General features: G+C 62.9%; 23 protein-coding genes and 1 tRNA gene. 10 read left to right on the plus strand and 14 right to left on the minus strand.

The genetic code is table 11. The annotated features are described in order from the left end of the window. Positions 1-559, plus strand: a 559-nt coding sequence (locus tag DWY03_RS08640) for a transposase (RefSeq protein WP_147335443.1), incomplete at its 5' end; no start/stop codon positions are given. A 447-nt stretch (positions 560-1006) separates the two neighbouring features. Here DWY03_RS08640 and DWY03_RS10090 read toward each other — a convergent pair. Beyond that, positions 1007-2953: a DUF2207 domain-containing protein gene (locus DWY03_RS10090; protein ID WP_158558648.1), complete on the minus strand. Its 1947-nt coding sequence runs from the start codon at positions 2951-2953 to the stop codon at positions 1007-1009. Between the two features lie 395 nt (positions 2954-3348). Here DWY03_RS10090 and gluQRS point away from each other — a divergent pair, with 395 nt between their 5' ends. Further along, positions 3349-4467 (plus strand): tRNA glutamyl-Q(34) synthetase GluQRS, encoded by a 1119-nt coding sequence (gene gluQRS / locus DWY03_RS08650; protein WP_255413479.1) that lies wholly within the window; start codon positions 3349-3351, stop codon positions 4465-4467. A 17-nt stretch (positions 4468-4484) separates the two neighbouring features. Here gluQRS and DWY03_RS08655 read toward each other — a convergent pair whose 3' ends face one another. Both DWY03_RS08655 and DWY03_RS08660 read right to left on the minus strand, forming a co-directional pair. Continuing rightward, positions 4485-5210 carry a metallophosphoesterase gene (locus DWY03_RS08655; RefSeq protein ID WP_117840481.1) on the minus strand — a complete coding sequence of 242 codons (726 nt, stop codon included), beginning with the start codon at positions 5208-5210 and terminating at the stop codon, positions 4485-4487. An 85-nt stretch (positions 5211-5295) separates the two neighbouring features. Further along, positions 5296-5535 carry a hypothetical protein gene (locus tag DWY03_RS08660; protein WP_117798406.1) on the minus strand — a complete coding sequence of 80 codons (240 nt, stop codon included), beginning with the start codon at positions 5533-5535 and terminating at the stop codon, positions 5296-5298. A gap of 543 nt (positions 5536-6078) precedes the next feature. Here DWY03_RS08660 and DWY03_RS08665 point away from each other — a divergent pair. The 3 genes from DWY03_RS08665 to DWY03_RS08675 are packed head-to-tail and all read left to right on the plus strand — an operon-like array spanning position 6079 to position 8704. After that, a complete protein-coding gene (locus DWY03_RS08665; protein ID WP_089573575.1) occupies positions 6079-6621 on the plus strand; it encodes a DUF4342 domain-containing protein in 543 nt (180 codons plus the stop codon). Positions 6622-6639: 18 nt separating this feature from the next. Further along, positions 6640-7425: a response regulator transcription factor gene (locus DWY03_RS08670; RefSeq protein ID WP_117629962.1), complete on the plus strand. Its 786-nt coding sequence runs from the start codon at positions 6640-6642 to the stop codon at positions 7423-7425. Continuing rightward, positions 7409-8704 (plus strand): cell wall metabolism sensor histidine kinase WalK, encoded by a 1296-nt coding sequence (locus DWY03_RS08675; protein WP_117840483.1) that lies wholly within the window; start codon positions 7409-7411, stop codon positions 8702-8704. Before DWY03_RS08670 ends, DWY03_RS08675 begins: the two co-directional genes overlap by 17 nt. Before the next feature lie 75 nt (positions 8705-8779). Here DWY03_RS08675 and DWY03_RS08680 read toward each other — a convergent pair whose 3' ends face one another. After that, entirely contained in the window at positions 8780-9154 is a 375-nt protein-coding gene (locus tag DWY03_RS08680) for a VOC family protein (protein WP_117779021.1), read from the minus strand. A gap of 11 nt (positions 9155-9165) precedes the next feature. Then, positions 9166-9453, minus strand: a complete 288-nt coding sequence (locus tag DWY03_RS08685; RefSeq protein ID WP_055252380.1) for a PTS sugar transporter subunit IIB — start codon at positions 9451-9453, stop codon at positions 9166-9168. 163 nt (positions 9454-9616) lie between these two features. On the opposite strand from DWY03_RS08685, the gene DWY03_RS08690 reads away from it, so the two are divergent. Beyond that, complete coding sequence (locus DWY03_RS08690) at positions 9617-10240, plus strand: hypothetical protein (protein ID WP_089573579.1); 624 nt, start codon at positions 9617-9619, stop codon at positions 10238-10240. A gap of 31 nt (positions 10241-10271) precedes the next feature. Then, a tRNA-Leu gene (locus DWY03_RS08695) sits at positions 10272-10356 on the plus strand. 300 nt (positions 10357-10656) lie between these two features. On the opposite strand, the gene DWY03_RS08700 is transcribed toward DWY03_RS08695, so the two are convergent. From DWY03_RS08700 to larC, 6 genes are all read right to left on the minus strand, one after another. Then, on the minus strand, positions 10657-11658 hold the full coding sequence (locus DWY03_RS08700; RefSeq protein ID WP_117840485.1) for a hypothetical protein: 1002 nt from the start codon (positions 11656-11658) through the stop codon (positions 10657-10659). Between the two features lie 28 nt (positions 11659-11686). Then, the gene (locus DWY03_RS10255) at positions 11687-12445 is read right to left on the minus strand and encodes a hypothetical protein (RefSeq protein ID WP_231500762.1); all 759 of its coding nucleotides are present in this window, start codon (positions 12443-12445) and stop codon (positions 11687-11689) included. Between the two features lie 195 nt (positions 12446-12640). Beyond that, positions 12641-13930: a phosphopyruvate hydratase gene (gene eno / locus DWY03_RS08710; protein ID WP_117564903.1), complete on the minus strand. Its 1290-nt coding sequence runs from the start codon at positions 13928-13930 to the stop codon at positions 12641-12643. A gap of 188 nt (positions 13931-14118) precedes the next feature. Then, on the minus strand, positions 14119-14979 hold the full coding sequence (gene mazG / locus DWY03_RS08715; RefSeq protein ID WP_117840487.1) for a nucleoside triphosphate pyrophosphohydrolase: 861 nt from the start codon (positions 14977-14979) through the stop codon (positions 14119-14121). Positions 14980-14981: 2 nt separating this feature from the next. After that, positions 14982-15530 (minus strand): phosphodiesterase, encoded by a 549-nt coding sequence (gene yfcE / locus DWY03_RS08720; protein ID WP_117840489.1) that lies wholly within the window; start codon positions 15528-15530, stop codon positions 14982-14984. Positions 15531-15585: 55 nt separating this feature from the next. Further along, a complete protein-coding gene (gene larC / locus DWY03_RS08725; protein WP_117840491.1) occupies positions 15586-16071 on the minus strand; it encodes a nickel insertion protein in 486 nt (161 codons plus the stop codon). A 384-nt stretch (positions 16072-16455) separates the two neighbouring features. Between larC and DWY03_RS08730 the strand changes: the two genes are divergently transcribed. From DWY03_RS08730 to DWY03_RS08740, 3 genes are all read left to right on the plus strand, one after another. After that, on the plus strand, positions 16456-20022 hold the full coding sequence (locus DWY03_RS08730; RefSeq protein ID WP_117840493.1) for an ATP-binding cassette domain-containing protein: 3567 nt from the start codon (positions 16456-16458) through the stop codon (positions 20020-20022). After that, positions 20022-20441: a nitrous oxide-stimulated promoter family protein gene (locus tag DWY03_RS08735; RefSeq protein ID WP_117840495.1), complete on the plus strand. Its 420-nt coding sequence runs from the start codon at positions 20022-20024 to the stop codon at positions 20439-20441. Before DWY03_RS08730 ends, DWY03_RS08735 begins: the two co-directional genes overlap by 1 nt. A 120-nt stretch (positions 20442-20561) precedes the next feature. Then, positions 20562-21473 (plus strand): PHP domain-containing protein, encoded by a 912-nt coding sequence (locus DWY03_RS08740; RefSeq protein ID WP_117840497.1) that lies wholly within the window; start codon positions 20562-20564, stop codon positions 21471-21473. A 27-nt stretch (positions 21474-21500) separates the two neighbouring features. Here DWY03_RS08740 and hisE read toward each other — a convergent pair whose 3' ends face one another. The 3 genes from hisE to hisI are packed head-to-tail and all read right to left on the minus strand — an operon-like array spanning position 21501 to position 22399. Beyond that, entirely contained in the window at positions 21501-21818 is a 318-nt protein-coding gene (gene hisE, locus DWY03_RS08745; RefSeq protein WP_117840499.1) for a phosphoribosyl-ATP diphosphatase, read from the minus strand. Positions 21819-21833: 15 nt separating this feature from the next. Continuing rightward, positions 21834-22061 carry a hypothetical protein gene (locus tag DWY03_RS08750; RefSeq protein WP_117583615.1) on the minus strand — a complete coding sequence of 76 codons (228 nt, stop codon included), beginning with the start codon at positions 22059-22061 and terminating at the stop codon, positions 21834-21836. Beyond that, positions 22058-22399, minus strand: coding sequence for a phosphoribosyl-AMP cyclohydrolase (hisI, locus tag DWY03_RS08755; RefSeq protein ID WP_089573591.1), 342 nt, complete (start codon positions 22397-22399; stop codon positions 22058-22060). The genes DWY03_RS08750 and hisI overlap by 4 nt, the downstream gene beginning before the upstream one ends. Between the last annotated feature and the right edge of the window lie 53 nt (positions 22400-22452).

Raw genomic sequence — 22452 nt, forward strand, 5'->3', positions numbered from 1 at the left:
CTCGGGGGCCGAGGGGCCGCAGGCCGAGGCCGCCGGGGAGGCCGCGGCCACCTCGACCGCGCCGCCGCCGGCGCTCGTCGAGGCCGAGAACAGGCAGGTCAGGTTCCTTGCCGCCCGGATATCGGAGGCCCTCGACGAGGCCGGGGCCCTCGAGGCCGAGACGGCGGGGCTGCTCGAGGGCGACGAGACCTACGCGTGCCTGCTCACCGTGCCCGGCATCGGGCCGAGGACGGCGGCGCAGCTCGCGGTATCGGTCGACATCGCGAGGTTCCCGGACCACGACCACCTGGCCTCGTACTGCGGCATAGCCCCGAGGGTGAGGAGCTCCGGCACGTCGGTGAGGTCGGTCAGGGCGTCCAGGCGGGGCGACGCGAGGCTCAAGTCCCTGCTGATCTTCTCGTGCAACAGCCTGGTGAGGTCGTCGGGGCGCTACGGCGAGTACTACCGGGCCTGCAGGGCGCGGGGCATGGGGCACGGGCGGGCGCTCAAGGCCGTCGCGAGGAAGCGGCTCAGGGCGATATACGCCGTGATGCGCGACCGGGTGCCCTACCGGGAGTAGCGTCGAAGGTTGACAAAACTATAGGAACACCCAATGACTGATCCCCAACAACTAGTCATTTAAGTCTGTCCCCAATGAGTGGCCTAGGGGGTTTGTAGATAGCCGTGGTCAAAATACATCAAATATGAGTACTGTTACCTTTTTAGTAGCAGCGATTCGGGGCATTTTTGATGCTTATAGGCATGACGACCAGCTGCACGAGCTGACGTAACTCCCCAAATGTTCAATAAAATGGGCTCCTAACGAGGAGTACTCTCATTAGGAGCCCATTATTATGTGCAAACATATGTGACCAACGCAGCAACAGTACTCATATTTGGTATTTTTTGTCCACTGCCCCTTGTGCGAAGGTCCTCAGCGGAAAGTTTGACCCGTTTCGATGCACAAAAATGGGATGAATCTTCCCTGGCAACCGCCCAGAAAGATCCACCCCAAAGCAAGCGCTCGCTAGAACGTTCCGCCGCCGCCTCCGCCGACGCCGCCACCGCCGCCACCGGAAAAGCCGCCGCCGCTGCCGCCGCTCGAGCTATCGGAACTCGAAGCCAGCTCGCGGATGGTCTCGTGGTACACATCGTTGAACGAATCGAGCGGGGACTCGTTGCCGTAGTGATGGTAATACCACCAGTAGCAGGGGTAGTTGTCGTAGAAATCGTCGCTGTTGCGCAGGTCCGCAGGCACGGCCTCGGCCAGCTGTCGCAGCACTTCTTTCGAAACGCCCAGGGCAACGCCCATCACCAGCAGTTTGTTCCACAAGATCAGGTCGCTGGGAATGGCCTCCTTCAGGCGCGTAAAGTCCTCAAGCCAATGCTTGAGCGCCTTGCAGCGAGCCGCCACCTCGGCGCCCTCCGGCGTGTAGCGGCGGAAGGTGCAGCTCAGGACAAAGCCCACGATCGTGACGGGGATCGAGATCATAGCGGCACCGACGTTGGCGTCCGCAAAGTCGGTATAGATCAGAGAGCCCAGAATGCCAAAGACGATGATGATACCGATAACCAAGCCGGCAACCAGGGCGATGGTGCCGTCCGATGCAATAAGCTCGCGCGCCTCCAGCTTGCCCTTAACTGCGCTCTGATAGTCCTCGAGCTTGTCGCCAACAGATGTGGTGCGCTCGCTAGCGTACTCCTCCAGCTCGCTAAACGTGCGCGAACGGACTCCGTCCTTATCGGGCTTAACGCCGGCGAAGAAGACCTTGAGCACATCGCGATCGATGCCGTCCTTCTTGGCAGCCTTCCAGGCCTCGTCGGTCACTGTGATGCGATACGTCTGCTCCTCTTTTTCGCGACGGAGCAGACCCTTCTTCTTGGTCTCGGTCGCTTCTTCCAGCTTGATCACGCGGTCGTCGGTGAGCTTCATAAGCGTGGCGATATATGCCTGATCGGGCACGTCGTTCCAGCTCATGAGAGCTGCAAGCACAGCGGGATGGTCGGCCGAGGGCACATCGCGGAAGTACTCGTCCTGGAAGAGCGGCTTGGGCTTGGGCCTGCGCAGCTTAAGCATCACGATCACACCGGTATAGGCAACCGCCACGACAACACACACCACGGCAATCGCGCCGGCAACCGCACGCGCGTGCTCACGGCGAGCGTTGGCCTCGTCGGCCCATTCCTTCTCTTCGCTCAGGATCGTCGACATGCGCTTTTCGCCCGAGACGGCAAGCTGCGGCACCCAGTCGCTGGGGAAGGCGATGCGTGCCTCGGCGAATTCGCCCTCATGCACGCAGGGAATGGTATAGGTGACCATGGGCTCGTCCGCATCGAGCGACACGTCGCCCGTCAGTGGGCCGTGGCCCCATGCGCGGAAGTTATCGCCCTTGACGGCAGCCGTCCCGGCAGCGGCATTTGCAAAGTAGACTTCCATCTCGACGTCATCGGAGTCCGCAGACCAGCCGTCACCCACAAATTTCCAGTAGAGCTCGGCGGTATCGGCCCAGTTCATAACCGCACCGGTCATGGAATAACTCACGTAGTAGATTGCGCTGTCGCCGCTCTCGTGAGGGCTGAACACCTTAATCTTTACGCCGTCGTCGGACTGCTCCACCGTGTAAACGCCGTCGTCGCCTTTATTTGCGCTGTCGACCTTGTTAAACGCAGTGTCGTCTTCCTCGACGCTCAGCACATTGACGACCACCGAGCCGCCTTGCTGGTTAGAGCCTGTATTGATATCCCAATACACGCCGTTAATGTCATCGTCGAAATCAAACTGGCGTCCCTCGACAACGGTCAGCGAGCCATCGGCCTCAACCGTGGCACCGATATAGGTTTGGCTCATGGAGTAGCCGTCGGCGTGCGCGACGGCAGGCAGCAGCAACAACGCAAGCGCGACGAGTGCGCAGACGGAAGCGAACCGCGCAAACAGGCGGCGCTGCCAACAGGGCTGGGCAACGGGGGCGTTCATAGGCACATCCTTTGTCTGTGGTACCAGTAGCGTCATTGTCCCACGTTTGCGGGTTCATGTGACGAACATCTAGGCCAGCGGAGCGTCAAAACGGGACAAAAATCACGCCCGCGGCCGGCACCTGGGGACGTTCCTTATCTGTCGGCAATCTGGGACACTCCTTGGCATAGCCCGCTCCGGCAATAGATACCACTTCATAGCTCCATCACAGGTGTAGCGGCTTTGTGTGGGCGCGGCATGAGCCGATTAAGCCGGCGAGCGAGGGGCATAAAGCAGTTGAGCGAAAACGGTTTGCCCCTTTGCCGTTCGCTCGAGGATCATGTCCCCCTTTTCCGCGGAAACCCCGGCAGTTGCGAAGAGCTGCCGGGGTTTCTGTCGTTTGAGGGCTAGATTGATTGACGACGATTAAGGTGCCGAGCCGGTGGTCCGGCACGCGCAACGCGCGGCCTCAGCAACTTGCAGGCCACGGCAGCGTCTCCCCCACCGCGCCCCGCGCTATACTCGTCCGCATGGACATCAACGCACGCAACATAGCAACACCCGCCGCCGACGCGCCAACGACGCCGGCCGCTCCCGCGCCCGTCGTGGGGCGCTTCGCCCCGTCGCCCTCGGGCCGTATGCACCTGGGCAACGTGTTCAGCTGCCTGTGCGCATGGCTTTCGGCCCGCAGCCAGGGCGGCAGCATCGTGTTACGCATTGAGGACCTGGACGATCGCTGCAAGCGCCCGGAACTTGCCGCCCAATTGATTGACGACCTGGCCTGGCTGGGGCTGGAGTGGGACGAAGGCCCCTACTACCAGCACGACCGCCTGGACCTGTACGAGAGCGCCTTGCGCCGGCTGAAAGACGCCGGCCTCACCTATCCCTGCTTTTGCACACGCGCCGAGCTCCACGCCGCGAGTGCACCGCACGCGAGCGACGGCACGCCCATCTACCGTGGCGCCTGCCGAAGTCTTTCGGCCGAGGAGGTGGCCCGCCGCAGCGCCCTGCGCGCCCCGGCCACACGTCTGCGCGTGCCCACCGTCGACGACCTCGCAGACGACGTGATCGAATTTGTGGATCGCACGTACGGCGCCCAATGCGAGGCGCTCGCCACCGAGTGCGGCGACTTTTTGGTCCGCCGCAGCGACGGCGTGTTTGCCTATCAGCTAGCCGTGGTGGTCGACGACGCCGCCATGGGCGTCACCGAGGTCGTGCGCGGATGCGACCTGCTGGGGTCCACGCCGCGCCAGATCTATCTGCAGCACCTGTTGGGACTGCCCACGCCGCACTACGCACACATTCCGCTGCTCATGGCACCGGACGGCCGCCGCCTTTCCAAACGAGACCGCGATCTGGACCTGGGCGAACTCCGCGCCCGCTTTGGCACGCCCGAAGCGCTGCTGGGCTGGCTCGCCGGACAAACAGGCATCGCGCCGGACACCACGCCGCGCTCTGCCGAGCGGCTGGTCGAGCACTTTAGCTGGGACGTCATCCGCGCGCACCGAGAGAACATCACTGTAACGGCCGAGTAGCCAAATACACCCCACCCCTACGCAACATCCCAAGGCTGGAGTTCGTCGCCCAGGCGAACGATGCAGTCGTAGAGCACGGTATGGCGCTCGGCCGGGTTGGCATCACGATGAAAATGCCCGTAGTACCAGCGCTTGTAGTCCAAGCGATCTTCCAGCTCATCGAAAAACGCCGTAAGCCGATCAACGGCGGGGCAATTCCAGCCGGGCGCCGGATAAAGCGTGGGCGAAAGCATGCGCGTAGGGCAGGTGTGGGTGATCACGTAGTCGACCTTCCAGCCCACGCTGTCGAGCTTTGTCCGCGCCTCCTCAAAGTTGCGCTCGTCCGGCAGCTCCTGCGGCCACCAGCTGGAATACGGAATGCGGTATTCCTTGTCCACGCTCGTGGCGCCGCCCATGGTAAAGACCGTTGAGCCGTCGAGCTCAAAAACCTCGCCGCGCGTCAGGCGCCGTATGGGCGAGGTGTCCGACAAACGCTGCGTCAGCCCACCGTGCCACAACTCCATGGGGCGCTCTGCCCAGTGGTCGAAACGTTCGTGGTTGCCGTCGACGAACAGCACGGTATAGGGGCGCGACTCCAGCCAAGTGATGTCGGCGCACTCCTCGACAGAGAAATCCCACGGAAAGCCAAAATCGCCGGCAATGATGAGATAGTCGTCGCTCGTCAGGCTTTCCCCAAGATCCCAATCGCGCAGCTTTTGCATGTCGAGGCCGCCGTGAATATCGCCCGTCACATAGACCGTCATCGGATCACCACTTCCCTGTAAGTCGCTAGCCCGCATTCTGCACGATCACTAAGCCAACCGTTCCAGCCCTTCCATCCCTTAGGGCTTACCCCTCGTTCTTCCATCCAAACGGGTCAAGCACCCAAAAAACCAGATCGAGCGCGCCGCCGGTCATCATGGCGCCGGCAAGGGCCATGCAAATGTGTAGAGAGACGGCACTTCGGAGCACGTCGAACGGCCCCAGAACAGCCAGCAGCGCGACCGCTGCGCCGGCAAGGCACAGCACGAGGCACGGCCCCGCGTCCTTGACGCACTTCTTTGCGAGATGCTTGGTGTTATCACTCATCGATATCGAACTCCTTAGAGGGTCGCTGTTCGGGTACATGCCGCCGCGGCAGAGCAGGGCGGCAGGGTAAGTGTCACACGCCGTGCGGACATCAATGGAGAAACAGCCTGCTCGACCAACCCTTGACGCCGTTTTACACCGGCACCCCATCCCCCGCTGTCGAGGTCTAATACTTTTCCCGAGAAGTGAACGGCTGTTTTTGAACCCCTGAAACATCCGCATTTTTCGACGGCAAAATCGCAGGATTCTAGTATCGAAACCGCGGGAAACGGCACCTCTAAAGTGTCGATGCTACGGGGGTCAAATTTCACTCGTTCACTTCTCCGGAAAAGTATTAGACCCCGCTGCTAGCTATCCAAAAGGCTGTGCCCACACCACCCAAAAACTCATCCAACATTAATCTTGGCTCAAGAATCGCTTAATCTATAACCTGCACTATAGAGTTCGACCAAGGGCGGGGCGGCGCAACGCAAACCGCCGAACGCAACGCTCGCGCCCGAGCAAATTGCCCGGCGTCGCGCCCATCGAACGAAAGGACAGGTCATGGACGACCTCGAAAAAGTTGAAACCATCCGCACCAAGTGCAACGTGAGTTACACCGATGCCAAGGCGGCGCTCGACGCTGCCGACGGCAACGTTTTGGATGCCATCATTTGGCTCGAGTCGCAGGGCAAGACCCAGACCACGTCGGCGCATGCCGCCACCGAGTCCGCGCCAGTCGATGAGCCCTCTGCCGAGATGGTCGCCGCGCAGGCAGCCTACGAAAAGTCGAGCGAAAAGACCGACTTCTCCAAGAAGATGGACAGCGTGTGGGAGTACCTCAAAAAGCTCTTCCGCCTGAGTCTGGACACCAAGTTTATCGCCACGCGCCGCGATGCGATCATCCTCAACATCCCCATCCTGATTCCCATCGTCGCGCTGTTTGCCTGGGGCGCCACGATATGGCTGATGCTGATTGGCCTGTTCTTTGGCATGCGCTACCGCATCGACAGCGACGGCGACGTGCCCGGCAGCATCAACAACCTTATGGATAGCGCTGCTAACGCCGCGGACGACATCAAGCAAAATCTCAACGACGACAAGTAATCGCAGACGGGGGCACGCATGGCACGGATCCTGATCGTAGAGGACGAGGAGAAAATCGCCCGCTTTGTGACGCTCGAGCTGGAGCACGAGGGCTACCAGGTGGAACACGCCGCCGATGGCCGCACTGCCGTGGACCTGGCGCTGGAGCGCGACTACGATCTGATTCTGCTCGACGTGCTGTTGCCGCAGCTCAACGGCATGGAGGTCTTGCGGCGTGTCCGCAAGCACAAGGATGTGCCGGTGATTATGGTCACCGCGCGCGATGCCGTGATGGACAAAGTGGCCGGGCTCGATGCCGGCGCCGACGATTACCTGACCAAGCCATTTGCGATTGAGGAGCTGTTCGCACGGATCCGCGTGGCACTGAAGCGCTCGGAAGCCGTGCGAGCGGCTTCGGGCGTTGGCGGCGCCAGCGCCGGGGCTGGCGTAGCGAGCGGCACGGCCGCCGGTATCGCCACAATGTCCCCGGCAACCGACACGGCCCAGACCGCTGCCGCGCCCTCCCCCGCCGCGCTCACCGTGGGTTCGGTCGCGCTCGATCCCGACCGCCGCGAAGTCACGGTCGGCGGCTCGCCCATCGCGCTCACGGCCCGCGAGTTCGACGTCCTCGCCCTGCTTATGACGCATGCCGAAACCGTGCTCACGCGCGAGCGCATCGCGCACGAGGCGCTGGGCTACGAATACGTGGGCGACACCAACAACGTCGACGTGCACATCGCGCACCTGCGCGCCAAGATCGAAGACGCCGGCGGTGCCCGCATCATCCAAACCGTGCGCGGGGTGGGCTATGTCTGCCGCGCGTAACGCCGAGACCAAGCGCGTCACCTCCATCGCCCGTGCCATCAACTGGAGCTACATGTGGCGCCGCCTGGCGAGCTACATCTGGCTCGACCTGTGGCTGCTGGTTGCTGCGGCGGCGATCCTCATCTATGGCTATAACCAAACGCTGCCCGACGGCGCGTTTACCGCGGGATGGATCCCCGGTGCCGCCGTCCACGGCATGTCGCTGACGCCCGCGCACGGCTGGAACCCCGCCACGCTCACCTATACCGTCGAGTTTGCGCGCACCACCAAGACCTTCCCCCTCGCGCAGGACCTCATCGCGCTGTGGCCCCTCTATCTTGTCGTTGCAGGTGGGCAGGTCATCAGCGTGCTCAACATGCTCGGCGGCGCCCGCCGCGTGCGCCGCACCATGGCGCCGCTCAACGATCTGGCCCTGCGCGTGGACGAACTCGGCCGCATGCAGCTCTCCGGCGGCAAGATGGAAACGCTCGAGCAGGCCATCGAGCGCGCGAGCGTCGACTCGCCGAGCGTCACCACCGGCGACGCCGACCTGGCGAGCATCGAGGTCGCGCTCAACCGCCTGCTGCGCCAGATGCAAGAGGCAAAGCTGCAGCAGATGCGCTTTGTCAACGATGCAAGCCACGAGCTACGAACGCCCATCGCGGTGATTCAGGGTTACGTAAACATGCTCGACCGCTGGGGCAAAGATGACCCGGACGTGCTGGCGGAATCCATCGCGTCCCTCAAGGCCGAAAGCGAGCATATGCAGGAGCTCGTGGAGCAGCTGCTGTTTTTGGCGCGCGGCGATGCCGGGCGCACGGTCCTGCGGCGTGCGAATACCAACCTGGCCGCACTGGTCGGCGAGGTATGCGAGGAGTCACAGATGATCGATGCCGAGCACACGTATCGGCTGGCTTTTGACGCCTTGCTTGCCAGCGACCCGCGCTGCGACGCGCCCGTCGACGTGGCGCTCGTGAAGCAGGCTCTGCGCGTGATCGTGCAAAACGCCGCCAAGTATTCGGACGCGGGCACGCCCATCTCGTTTGGCGTAGCACCGGATGCGGGCGCGGGCACGGTCGACATAAGCGTTGAGGACGAGGGCATCGGCATGAACCAGGAATCCGCAGCTCACGCGTTTGAACGGTTCTACCGCGCCGACAACGCACGCGATGCCGGCGCGCAGGGCTCGGGTCTGGGGCTTGCCATTGCCAAGTGGATCGTCGATAGCCATGGTGGTGTCATTGGCGTGACCTCAGTCGAGGGCGTCGGCAGCCGCTTTACGATTCGCCTGCCACGATAGAAAGCCCCTCGGCATAAATAAAGGGATAAGGCCATGCGGCCCTATCCCTTTTTGCTAGCTATAGCAGCTTGTGCGCTACTCGCGGCACAGATGCACGGCGAAGCCGGCGAACTCGCGCTTAAAGTACACGAGTTTGGTGCCGCCGTCGGGCAGCAGCACGCGCGACTCCTCGTTGACCTCGAGTCCGCGCTCGGCAAACCACTTCTCGGCCGCATCGATGTCGTTGACGGCAAAGCCAATGTGGCCCTTGGTGCCACGACCGTTCTGCTTCATGACCTCGATCAGCGAATCGTTAAAGTACGAAACCGGGGTCTCGATGACAGGTAGGCCCATCATCGTCGAGAACAGCTCCGCGATCTCCAGGGCATCGGCCGGGTCGGTGGCGTTAATGCCCACGTGGGCGACGCGCATGCCAAAGAGCTCTACCGGGTTGGCGTTCTGCTCATTCATACAGGCAGCGCCTACTGAGCCATAACGTCGAGAACGGCCTTCTCGGCAGCGACGCGGTTCATGCCGGTCATGAAGGGCACGCCGCTCACGTACGGGCAGGTGAGGCCCTCGGGGGCAACGGTGGTGGCGATCAGCAGGTCGGCGCCCTCGTCGCAAGCGTCCTTGGCCTCAGAGATGGCGCACTGCACGATCTCATACTTGCCGGCGTAACCGTTGGCGTCGAGCATGGTGGCGACCTTCTGGGCAACGAGCGTGGAAGTAGCAGCGCCAGCGCCGCAAGCCAAAACGATCTTCTTCATAGGTAATGTCTCCCTTCATGGTTTACTTTAGGTAAGTGTACCGCAGCGAGCGATGGCACTCAGCCTCGATGAGCTTTTATGCCAGTTTGCTTGTGCGCTGCGTATAATACATCTAGTACGTGTTGTCATACCGCTCGCTTTATGAGCGACTAAGGATCCTAACATGCCCGATTCCCGCACACTCTGGACCGCCGTCGTTATCATCTGTATCGCCGTATCGGTGTTCTTTAGCGTCAAAAAACGCACTACGTTTAAACGCCTGCAACAGTTGATGGCCGCCAAACAGTGGGCCGAGTTCGATCGTTTGCTCGACGGCAAACTCACCAGCATGCTGTACCCGCGCTACAACCGCGACTACCTGCGTCTAAACTCCTATCTGCTGCGCGAGGACCACGAGCGCGCCGGCGAGATGTTCGACCTGCTGCTGGGACTCAACCTGCCCAAGATGCAGCGCGTCGACCTGGTGATCAAGGCCTTTAACTACTACGTTGGCCAGGAGGACCGCAAAAAGTCCAAGGAGCTGCTGCACGAAATCAAGGGCTTTGAGGGCGGTCAGGCCGAGGCGGTCGCGCACGAGTGCCAGCTGATGTACGACACGATGATCCTCAAGCGTCACAACGACATTCCCGAGCTGGAGCGCATGCTCGAGGATGTCGGCGACGACCCGGTCAAGCGCTGCCGCTTGGAGTACCTGCTGGCCCTGCAGTACCAGAACAAGGGCGACGAAGCCAAGTTTGCCGAGTACTTGGAAAAGTCAGGCCAGCACTCGATGGCCGTCAACGCGTAACGGACGGCTTGTGCTAGACTTCTAGTCTCACGGGGGCGTGGCGGAATTGGCATACGCAGGAGACTTAAAATCTCTCGCCGCAAGGATTGTGGGTTCGAGTCCCACCGCCCCTACCATATGGCTTTTACGGGCCCGTGTCCCTTTGAGATGCGGGCTCGTTTCTTTTGGATGCCGGTGGGACTCGAACCCGCGAGGGGGCGAGCGTCAAGCGGACGCGCAGCGTCCGTAGCGAGCCGGCGAGGGCGCCGACAGGCGGCCGAAGCCGGTGCGCATTTGCGCAGCAAATGCGCGGACGTCCCACCGCCCCTACCATGTAGTGCTTACGAGCCCGTGTCCCCCAGGGATGCGGGCTCGTTTCTTTTAGGTGCCGTCAACTGCAGAGCAGCTCATTTGGGACAGAGCTTTTTTGACTACTTTTAAAGGGTGCTCAGGCTCGGGGTCCAGGCGATGGTGGGGGTCGCGCCGTCGAGAACCTCGTTAATGGTGGTGGCCATGCCAGCGAGCAGGCTGTTCTCGCTTACGGTAAGCGTGTCGTAGCCGCCGGCTCGCATGAGCTCGCGAATTACCACGGCACCTGCCAAGATCACGCCTGCGCGCTTAGGTTGCACGCCCGGCAGAGCGGCAATGCCCGCAACATCCAGCGCGGACATGCGCTCGATAGCGGCCGAAACCTGCTCCATCGAAAGCTCGCGCAGGTGCACAAAGCTCGAATCATACGGCTCCAGCTCGTGAACGAGTGCCACGAGCGTGGTGACGGTGCCGCCCACCGCAACGAGGCGTTCGGCGCGCTCAAAGTCGCTGGGCAGGCCTTCAAAATAGGCGGCGAACTGCTCGCCTGCCCACGCGGCAGCGGCAGCAAGCTCGCCATCCGCGGGCGGCAACGCGGAGAAAAAGCGCTCCGTCACGCGACGGCAACCGATGTCCAGCGAGCGCGTTCCCTCCAGCGCAAAGACCCCGCGCTCAGGCGCATAGACGCCCGTCGCGAGCTCCGTGGAGCCGCCGCCCGAATCGGCGACGATGATGCGCTCGCCGGCAAAGTCGTGCGCCACGCCAAAAAATGTCAGGCGCGCCTCGACCTCGCCCGGAATCACCTGCGGTTCGAGCCCCAGATCGTGCAGACCGTCCAGCAGCAGCGCGGCATTGGACGCATCGCGCGCGGCACTCGTGCAGGTGGTGCAGACGCACGCGGCCCCAAAGGTACGGGCTTCGTCCACAAACATGCGGCACGCAGCGAGCACGCGCTCAACGGCCGCCTCGCAAAAGCGCCCCGTCGCGTCCACGCCCTCGCCCAAGTCGGTGATCTCGGTATGCTTGGACGATTCCACGATCGCCCCAGCCTCGACCTGCGCCAGCACTAGTCGCGACGACACCGTTCCCAGGTCAATCGCGGCCACCTTATATCGTTTGCAATCTGCCATTGCGGGCTCCCCTCCGGGCGCTACTCGCCTACTCGCCGCTGGACGCGACCGCCTGGCCCTCGACGCCGTTAAATCCAAACAGCATATCGAGCGTCTTGATGTACCACGGTGCGTCCTTGCCGACCTCTTCGATCTCTTTGGCCACTTCGCTGGCATTCTTGGCGTTTGAGGACTTTTTGCTCGACGACGAATCCGAATCCTCGTCCAGACCCTGCACTTCAATCCTCTTCTCGCCGGGCATCGCCATGCCCAGGTCCCGTGCCGAATCCTTAATTCCCTCTTCCGAGAACCACTTATCAGTGTCTTTTTTCATCTCATCATTGTATTGCTGGCGAATCTCGACCTGCTTGGCCAAGATATCGCTCGAACGCTTTGCCACGTACAGATCGCGCACGGGGAAATACAGGCTCACGAGCACCAGCGCCACCACGATACCGATAAACAGCGGACGCAGAGGGCCATGCGTAAAGTCATAGATCGCCTTGACAACCGCGTTGTCGTTGGCGTAATGCATAAAGTCCGAGCCCGAAAGACGGTTCGAGGGCCTACTCGATTTGTCGTGTGCTTGAGTCGAGGGACGCGACGCATGCGACGAACGTGCCGGGCGCACCGGTCCATCTGCCAAGGTATTTGATTGAGCATTGGGGCGCGAGGTACTTGCCGGGCGCTGCGTGGAGCGGTCGGCGCCGGCATAAGCGGACCCACCGAGCTGCACCGTGCGCGCACGGCGAGGCGACGGCTCGCGCGAACCGGCGGAATAGTACCTGTTGTCGTAAATCTGATCCATGTGCGCCTTGTGCGGTTGAGGTTTGTTTGCGCTAAGTCCTTTAGTTATAGCACGAGCGCCTGCACCGCCTTCGCCAGCCTTTGCTCGACATAAAAAAGGCGCTGAGCCGTATGGCCCAGCGCCCATGGCGCTTTGCAGCATCCAGTCAAGGCGGGACGGAACCGAGTCAGCCTCCCCCTCGCCAAATTCGCCCGTTTAGCGAATGTTGTAAAACGCGGCCTTGCCGGCATAGCGCGCGCTGCCCTCGAGCTCGTCCTCGATGCGGATGAGCTGGTTGTACTTGGCGATACGGTCGCTGCGGCACGGGGCGCCCGACTTGATCTGGCCGGCGTTGACGCCCACGACCAGGTCGGCAATCGTGGAGTCCTCAGTCTCGCCGGAGCGGTGGCTCACGATGCAAGCATAGCCGGCCTCCTTGGCGGTCTCGATGGCCTCGAGCGACTCGGTGAGTGTGCCGATCTGGTTGACCTTGACCAGGATCGCGTTGGCGGCACCCAGCTCGATGCCCTTCTTAAGGCGCTCGGTGTTGGTGACGAACAGGTCGTCGCCCACCAGCTGCACCTTGTTGCCAATGCGACGGGTGAGCTCAACCCAGCCGTCCCAGTCCTCCTCGGCCATGCCGTCCTCGATGGAGATGATGGGATAGGTGTCGACGAGCTTTTCCCAGTAATCAACCATCTGGGCGCTCGTGTACTCCACGCCCTCGCCCTTGAGCTCGTACATGCCGGTCTCGGCGTTGTAGAACTCGGTCGAGGCCGGGTCCATGGCGTACATGAAGTCGACGCCGGGCTTAAAGCCGGCCTTCTCCACGGCCTTGGTGATGTACTCGAACGGCTCGGCATTGGTCTTGAGGTTGGGCGCAAAGCCGCCCTCGTCGCCCACGCCGCCGCCCAGGCCGGCCTCGTGCAGCACGCCCTTGAGGGTGTGGTAGACCTCGGCGCACCAACGCAGGCCCTCGGCAAAGCTCGGGGCGCCCACCGGCATGATCATGAACTCCTGGAAGTCAACGTTATTGTCGGCATGGACGCCACCGTTGAGGATATTCATCATAGGCGTGGGCAGCAGGTGGGCGTTGACGCCGCCCAGGTACTGGTACAGCGACAGGCCCGCCGACTCGGCAGCGGCGCGGGCGACGGCCAGCGACACGCCCAGGATGGCGTTGGCACCGAGCTTGGTCTTGTTGGGGGTACCGTCCGCGGCAATCAGCGCGGCATCGACGGCGCGCTGGTCGAAGGCGTCGAGGCCCACGACGGCGTTAGCGCACTCGTTATTGACGTGCTCGACGGCCTGCGAAACGCCCTTGCCCAGATAGCGGCCCTTGTCGCCGTCGCGCAGCTCACATGCCTCAAAGGCGCCGGTCGAAGCACCCGAAGGCACCATTGCGCGGCCAAAGCTGCCGTCCTCGAGCACGACCTCGACCTCGACGGTGGGATTGCCGCGGCTGTCGAGCACCTCGCGACCGTAGACGTCCAAAATATCGCTCATGTTGTCTCCCTCTCACTTGGAAACGGGTTGAATGCTTGGCGACACGGCTTGCACGCTACAGCGGCGCGCAGGTTCATAAGTTAGCCTTATCGCACTTTTTGCATTATGCCCTAAGTTAGCCAAGGGATACAATCTTTTTAAAAATAATAGGGGCGATGGGACAAGTCCGTCCCGTCGCCCCCGCAGTCTTACTCCTCTGCCTTTGCGGCATCCCAGAGGTCATTGAGGCCGTGGGTCGAAAGCTCGGCCAGATCCACGTGGGCGTCGGCCGCCATCTGCTCCATCGCGGCCCAGCGGCGGCGGAACTTTGCCGTACTGGCACGCAGGGCGCTCTCGGCGTCAATTCCCTCCTTGCGCGCAACGTTGACCAGGGCAAAGAGCAGGTCGCCAAACTCCATCTCGCGCTCGGGAGAACCGGGAGCCTCGGCCTCAAACTCGGCACGCTCCTCGGCAACCTCGTCCCACACGTCCTGGACCGTCTCCCACTCAAAGCCCACGGCAGCCGCCTTGCGCGACACCTTCTGAGCCTGCATCAGCGCCGGCAGGTGCGTGGGCACACCGTCGAGCAGACCCTCGGGTGCGGCCCCGACTGCCGCCACGGCCTGGTCTTTGGCGGCCTTCTCGGCAAGCTTGACCTCGTCCCAAATCTTGAGCACCTCGTCGGAGTTGTCGGCATCTGCATCGCCAAACACGTGCGGGTGACGGCGGATGAGCTTGGCGTCGATATCGTGCGCCACATCGGCCAGCGTAAACTCGCCGGTGTCCGCCGCAATCTGCGCATGCAGTACGACCTGCATGAGCACGTCGCCCAACTCCTCGCGCAGATGCGTAGCATCATCGGCCTCGATGCAGTCGAGCGCCTCGTAGGCTTCCTCGATCATGTTCTTGCCAATGCTGCGGTGCGTCTGCTCGCGGTCCCACGGGCAGCCGTCGGGCTGACGCAGGCGCCAGATGGTCTGCACCAGATGCTGCAGCTCGGCCGACGCGTCTACCAGCGTGGACAGGTCGCGCGAACCCTCGGCATTTTGCTGAGCCATATGCTCGGCCATGGTTAGTCCTCCCCCATGATCACATGGCGGAACGCGCCGCCCTCGTAGACGCCGTAGCTATGTGTGCCGTCCTTGGGGATGCTCACGCTGCCGGGGTTGAAGAGCCACAGGCCCGGGTGCGCGGCGCTTGCCTCGTTAACCTTGATGTGCGTGTGGCCGTAGACGAGCGCGGAGCCCTCGGGCAGCGCGGGCGCGTGGTCAACGCTGTTATGCATGCCGGCGCCAAAGACGTGGCCGTGCGTCAGGAACAGTTCACGTCCGGTCTCGTCGAATAGTGTGGCGTAGTCAGCCATGACGGGGAAGTCGAGGACCATCTGGTCGACCTCGGCGTCGCAGTTGCCGCGCACCGCGATGATGCGGTCGGCCAGGGCGTTGAGCAGCGGAATCACGCGTTTGGGGGCGTAGTCGCGCGGCAGGTCGTTACGCGGGCCGTGGTAGAGCAGGTCGCCCAGCAGCACAATGCGGTCGGGCTGTTCGGATTCGATGGCAGTGCAGAGGCGCTCGGCCCAGTATGCCGAGCCATGGATGTCGGAAGCGATGAGGTATTTCATGGGGAGTCCTTTCGGTGGGGTTAATTGGATTGGCGCGGCGCGTCACTCGCCCGCATCACTCAAATCGCAACGCCGCGACTTGGGCCGCTTGCATCACGCGTTGGAGCGGCACGTTGTGCTCGCGGGCAAGGCGAGCACAGTCCTCGTACTCGGGTGCCGCGCGCTCGCTGCCGTCGGGCAGGGTGGCTACTTTGACGGCCACCTCGCCCCAAGGCGTCGCTACCTGCTCAAAACGACGCGGCAGGCAGACGCGTTCCATCACCTGGCGACGAACGGCGTTGGTCGTGGTCTCCAAAAAGATAATCGTCTGTAGGCGCTCGATATCCTCGTGCGAGCAGATCACCTGCAGCTGCCAGCCGGGGCGACCTTTTTTGCAGTAGAGAGGCAGCCAGTGCACCTCGCGCGCACCTGCCTCGCGCAGGCGGTCGGCGGCATAGGCGAGTACCTCGGGCGATGCATCGTCGATGTCGCACTCCAGCTTGACGATGGTTTCGGGCGCATCGGTCTCGCGGGACAGCGGAGATGTACTTCCACGTTGCATACGGTCCGGATCCTTTCCGCACGGGCTCGTTTTGTTCACCCAAACGCTAGCACATCGGACGTGGCACAGGCGTGACTTTCGTCCGTCGCCGCCCTCGCCCCTATCCAAACATGTACATCAGCCTCCAAACATGTAATTTTTTGCAGCTTTCGGAGGCTGACGTACACGTTTTGGAGCGGGGCCGCACACGATCAGAATTGCGCCTGCACTCCGTCCGCCATAAAGTTCGCTGCACTCAACAATTTTGGACTTTCTACGCAGTTCATCGGCTAAAAAATTACCCTCGGCATACTTACCTGCTGCACGATGTTACTCTAGTTGCATTTGGCTAACTAATCGGCTGCCGAGGACCCCGCCCGGCACCGTTACGGCATCGGAGGTTTCATGTTCGAGAAGCGGCTCTTCTCCCTGGTTCCGCAGGCAACGCCCTACATTATGGCAAGCGTCCTGTTTAAGTGGATCGCGCTCATGGCAAACATCACGGTGATGTGGATGCTTGCGCGCATCTTGGGCGGCATCGTCACGAACGGTCTTTCCGCCGCGCTCGCCGTCGATGCCCTCGCACAGGCGGCCTTGCCGCTCGCCGCCGCCATCATCGTGCGCGCCGCCTCCATCTACCTGGCCCAACGCGCCGGCGACAAGGCCGCGTTCGAGGCCGTCCGCCGCGTGCGCTCGCTCGTCTACGATAAGCTCACCGCACTCGGCCCCTCCTACACCGAGACCGTCCCCACCGCCGAGGCCGTCCAGACCAGCGTCGAGGGCGCCACGCAACTCCAGGTGTACTTTGGCGGTTACCTGCCGCAGCTCTTCTTTGCCGGCTTGGCACCCATCACGCTGTTTGTACTGCTCGTGGGCCAGGCGGGTCTTCCCGCCGCGCTGCTGCTCGCCTGCGTTCCGGTCATTCCCGTCTCCATCATGATGGTCATGCGCAACGCCAAAAAGATTGGTTCCGAGTACTGGGGCAGCTACGTCGACCTGGGCGGCATGTTCCTGGAGGCCGTGCAGGGTCTCACCACCCTTAAGGTCTACCAGGCCGATCGCAGCTGGCACGAGCGCATCAACGCCGAGTCCGAGCGTTTCCGCACAGCGACCATGCGCCTGCTGGTGATGCAACTGCGCTCCATTTGCGTTATGGACCTGGTCGTCTATATGGGCGCCGCGCTCGGCATTATCGTAGCCGCGCTGCAGCTCGCCACGGGCAAGATCGGCTTTGAGGCTGCCTTCCTCATCGTCTTTCTGTCGCAGGAGTTCTTTTTGCCCATGCGCCGCCTGGGATCGCTGTTCCACACGGCCATGAACGGCATGGCCGCCTCGCGCCGCATGTTTGGCATTTTGGATACGCCCGAGCCCGAGCGCGGCGATGTTGAGCTTGACGGTCGCGGCGATATCGAGCTCGCGGGCGTGAGCTATGCATACGGCGACCGCACGGTGCTGGACAGCGCCAGCGCGACCATTGCGCACGGCTCGCTCGTGGCACTCGTGGGCGAAAGCGGCGGCGGCAAGTCCACGCTTGCGGGGATCATCGCAGGCCGAAAGGATGCCTACCGTGGCAGCGTTCGCATCGGCGGCGTCGAGCTGCGCGACGCCACGGCCGCCTCACTCATGCGCGCCGTCACCCTGGTGCCCACCAACGGCTACCTGTTTGCCGGCACCCTGCGCGACAACCTGCTGCTCGCCCAGCCCAACGCCACCGATACCGAGCTTTTGCGCGCGCTCGACCGCACGCGCGTGGCGGCCTTTGTGCAGGCCAACGGCGGGCTCGACATGGTGATTAACGAGGGCGGTACCAACCTTTCGGGCGGCCAGCGCCAGCGCGTGTGCATGGCCCGCGCCCTGCTGCACGACTCGCCGATCTATGTGTTTGACGAGGCGACGAGCAATGTGGACGCCGCAAGCGAAGCCGCAATCGGCGAGGTCATCGCGTCGCTCGCCGGCGAGCACACTGTAATTGTGGTGGCACATCGCCTGTCGACAATCGTGGACGCCGACCAGATCCTGGTGCTGGAGCGTGGCCGTATTGCCGAGCACGGAACTCACGGCGAGCTCTTGGCCACCGCGGGCGCCTATGCGCGCATGTGGAACAGCCAGGAGCAGCTCTCGGCATATGCGTATGCGGAGGGTGATGCCGAGGATGCCGGCGCGGTTGAGACTGTTGACGGCAGCGCCGCCTGCACCGATAGCTTCAACGGTGCCGGCTCGTCTTCCGCCGCCGCGGCGCCTGACTCCGGCCGCGCCCGTCGCTCGGCGCCGTCCATCATGTGGCGCATGATGGGGCTCGTCCGACCGCTTGCCGGCTGGCTTGTGCTAGCCGTCGCGCTGGGCAGCATTGGCATGCTCACCGCCGCGTTCGTGCCGGCCTTTGGCGCCCTCGGCCTTATGGCCGCGCTGGGCCGCAACGCCCTGGGCCTTGGTCTTGTCGCGGCATGCGTGGCCTGCGCCGCCTGCGGCATCGCACGCGGGCCGCTCCATTACGGCGAGCAGCTCTGCAACCACTACATCGCGTTTCGCCTGCTCGCGCACATCCGCGACTTGGTCTTTGGTGCCCTGCGCCAACTGGCGCCCGCCAAGCTCGAGAGCCGCGGCAAGGGCGATCTCGTGAGCCTGGTCACCTCGGACATCGAGCTGCTCGAGGTCTTCTACGCGCACACCATCTCGCCCATTGCCATCGCTCTGGTCTGCACCGTTGTGTTTGAGGGCTTTTTGCTGGTCGTAAGCCCCGAGCTCGCGGGCATCGCGCTCGTGGCCTACGCAGTCCTGGGCGTGCTGCTGCCCCTGACCTCGGCCAAGGCATGCGGCACCACCGGCCGCCAGAGCCGCGAGGGCGCCGGTAAGCTGGGTGCCTTTGTGCTCGACAGTCTACGCGGCGCATCCGAGACTATCCAGTTTGCCGGTGGCGCCGATCGCAGCCGTGCCCTGGGCAAGCTGACCGAGCGAGTCGGCGCCGTGGACGCGCGCCTCAAGCGCCGCCAAGCGGCCAGCGAGGCCGTAGCCGATGCGCTTATTCTTGCGGCCAATCTGGTGATGCTCGGACGTGCGCTGCAGCTGGTGGCTGCGGGAACGATTAACTTTGCCGCAGCGTTTGTCGCCGTCTTTACCTTTGTGTCGTCGTTTGGCTCGGTGATGGCCGTGAGCCGCCTGGGTGCCTCACTGCAGGAGACGCTCGCCTCGGGCGCACGCGTGCTCGATTTGCTCGACGAGCAGCCCCAGTGCGCCGAGGTCGCCGACGGACAGGACGTTGAGTTTGCCGGCGCCGCAGCCGAGCATGTGAGCTTTAGCTATGCGGGCGGCGTGGACGCGGGCGGTGCGGGCGCCACAGGGCAGGTCGCGAACGACACCGCCACGAGTCTCATCCTCGACGATGTGACCTGCACTTTTGCGCCCGGCACCATGACCTGCATCATGGGGCGCTCGGGCTCGGGCAAGTCGACGCTGCTTAAGCTGCTCATGCGTTTTTGGGACCCCGCAGCTGGCACCATCACGGTGAGCGGCGTCGATGCCCGCCACATCAACACGGCGAGCCTACGCAGCCACGAGGCCTATATGACCCAGGACACACATCTGTTCTGCGGCACCGTACGCGAGAATCTGCTGGTTGCGCACGCCAGCGCCACCGATGCCGAGCTGCTCGACGCTTGCCGCTCCGCTTCGCTTACCGCCCTCATCGACCGCCTGCCGCAGGGTCTCGACACGCCCGTCGCCGAGCTGGGCGACTCGCTCTCGGGCGGCGAGCGCCAGCGCATCGGCCTTGCGCGCATCTTCCTCAACGACGCGCCTTTCATCTTGCTCGACGAGCCCACCAGCGCGCTCGATGCCCTCAACGAGGCGTCCGTGATGCAGGCGATCGACGAGCTCAAGCGCCGCGGCAAGACCATCGTGCTCGTAAGCCATCGCGCCAGCACCTGCGCCTTTGCCGATTGCTCGCTTTCGGTCGAGCACGGGAGGCTGAGCTAATGGCGCGCCCGGTCGACACGCCGGAGCTGGCGCGCAAACGTGCACGCGAGGCCCAGATGGTGTCGCAGATGATTGCACTGTGGTGCCGCGGGCATCATGGCGGCGGGAATGCGGTCGAACAGGCTGGCGACGATGAGTCCGTGCGCGTGAAGCTCGGCCTTCGGACCATTACGCTCTGCCCCGAATGCGCCGAGCTGCAGAAATACGCCATCGCGCGCATTGAGCACTGCCCGCACATGGGCACCAAGACATTTTGCTCGGCCTGTCCTTCGCATTGCTACCGGCCTGCCATGCGCGAGAAGATCCGCGAGGTCATGCGCTGGTCGGGACCGCGTATGATCCGCTATCGCCCCATCACCGCCGTGAGACACGCGATGGTAACGGTGCAGGCCAAACGCGCGGCGACACGAAGCAAGTAATCGCCGGCGCCGGCACGCGCCGCGCAGCCTTTCCAATCGATTTCGAGCTCCGGCGTGCACGGCGTGTTGAGAGCTGCACCATTACAATGGAGCGAATTCGCCAAATGCAAAGGAGTCGCCATGCCCGTCTGCCCGCTGGTCGATTGCCACACCCACACCTCGTTCTCGGACGGACATGCCTCGTTTGAGGAAAACGTCCGCGCCGCTGCTGCGGCAGGCTGCCGCGTCATGGTCTCGACCGACCACCTCGCCCTGCCTGCCAGTATGGATGCTAACTGCGAGGTGCAGGTCGTCGAGGGCGACCTGCCGACGCATCGTCTGGCCTTTGAGGACGCCCGCAGGCTTGCCGCGCAAATCGCGCCGGAGCTCGAGCTTATCTATGGCTTTGAATGCGATTGGTACGAGGGCTGCGAACCCTTGGTTGAGCGCTGGTCCCAGGGCGCCGTGGTGCGCTTGGGCAGCGTGCATTGGATTGGCGACCCGGGCGATATCATGGCCGGCGCCGCGGGCACGGCGGGAACGGAGAGCGTCGCTCGTCCCGATACGCCCGATTCGCTTTGTGGCTGGATCGACGACGATACCAACCTGCATGTTTGGGAAAACTTAGGCGTACGCGGCGTATGGGAACACTACGTCGACGACTGGTGCCGTGCTTGCGAAAGCTCGCTTAACTTTGATGTGATGGCTCACCCCGACCTAGTCATGCGCTTTTCGAAGGAAGGCTTTGCGCCCGACTTTGACCCCGCGCCGTTTTGGCAGCAGATGGCCGAGTGCGCGCACGATACGGGTCGCCGCGTTGAGGTCTCGACGGCTGCACCGCGCAAGGGCCTTGACGACTACTATCCCGCAACCGACCTTTTGCGCTGTTTTGCCCATGCCGAGGTGCCCATTACCTTTGGCTCAGACGCGCACCGCGCCTGCGATATTTGTTGGAACATCCGCGAGGCCCAGGCCCACGCCTACGACTGCGGCTACCGGGCCTTCGATATCCCCCACCCCACCGGCGAATGGGAATCCACGCCCCTCGCCTAACTGGTCGTTTTAGAACGTCCCCAATGACTAGTGGCGGCGGGCGTTGAGTTCGCCGGCCAGTTCGTCGAGGGTGATGCCATAACGCTCAAGGGTTACGAGCAGGTGGTAGACCAGGTCGCCGGCCTCGTAGCGGATGTGGTCGTGATCGTTATCTTTGCAGGCCATGATGACCTCGCTCGCCTCCTCGGCAAGCTTCTTGAGCAGCTCGTCCTCGACTTCGGTCAGCAGACGGGCGGTGTAGCTCTCCTGTGGCGACGCATCGCGACGACCGTGAATCACCTCGGCCAGTCCCGTCAGCGTCTCGCCGATGTTTCCCGGCTGCACGTTAGCTGTTCTGACTCCCATGGTTATTTCCTCTCGTTACTGCAGCGTAAAGTAAGTACCGGTCTCATCGAACCGAGGCTTTGCGCCCTTTTTCTCAAAGAACTCGACGATGACGGCATGGGCCTCGTCGAGCCTTTCCTTCTCGGCCTCGAGCCAAAGCGACTGCTCCCCGCAGGCATCAGTCAGGTGCACGCGGCATGGCACGCCCGCGCGGAGGAGCTCGGTGTTGCAGTCGGCGACCTCGAACGGCGTCACGACTTTCATCGCACTCCCCCTTCCACGCGCTTAAAGAAGCAGGTACGGTTGCCGGTATGGCAGGCCGGGCCCGGCGAGTCCACCTTGACCAGCAGCGTATCGCTATCGCAGTCGGCCCAGAGCTCCTTGACCTCTTGCATGTTGCCACTCGTCGCGCCCTTGTTCCAGAGCTCCTGACGGCTGCGACTCCAAAACCACGTAGTCCCGGTCTTGAGCGTCAGCCCCACCGACTCCTCGTTCATCCAAGCAACCATAAGCACCTCACCGGTGTCATGCTGCTGAACCACGCAAGGAATCAGCCCGCGGGCGTCGTATTTAAGCTCGGTAGCATTTATTACCTCAGTCATCATTTCTCCCAAGTAACAAACGAAATCCCACAGGTCGGCGAGGGTTGTCCAGG

The sequence above is a fragment of the Collinsella sp. AF23-2 genome, from assembly GCF_003459245.1.
Classification (GTDB): domain Bacteria; phylum Actinomycetota; class Coriobacteriia; order Coriobacteriales; family Coriobacteriaceae; genus Collinsella.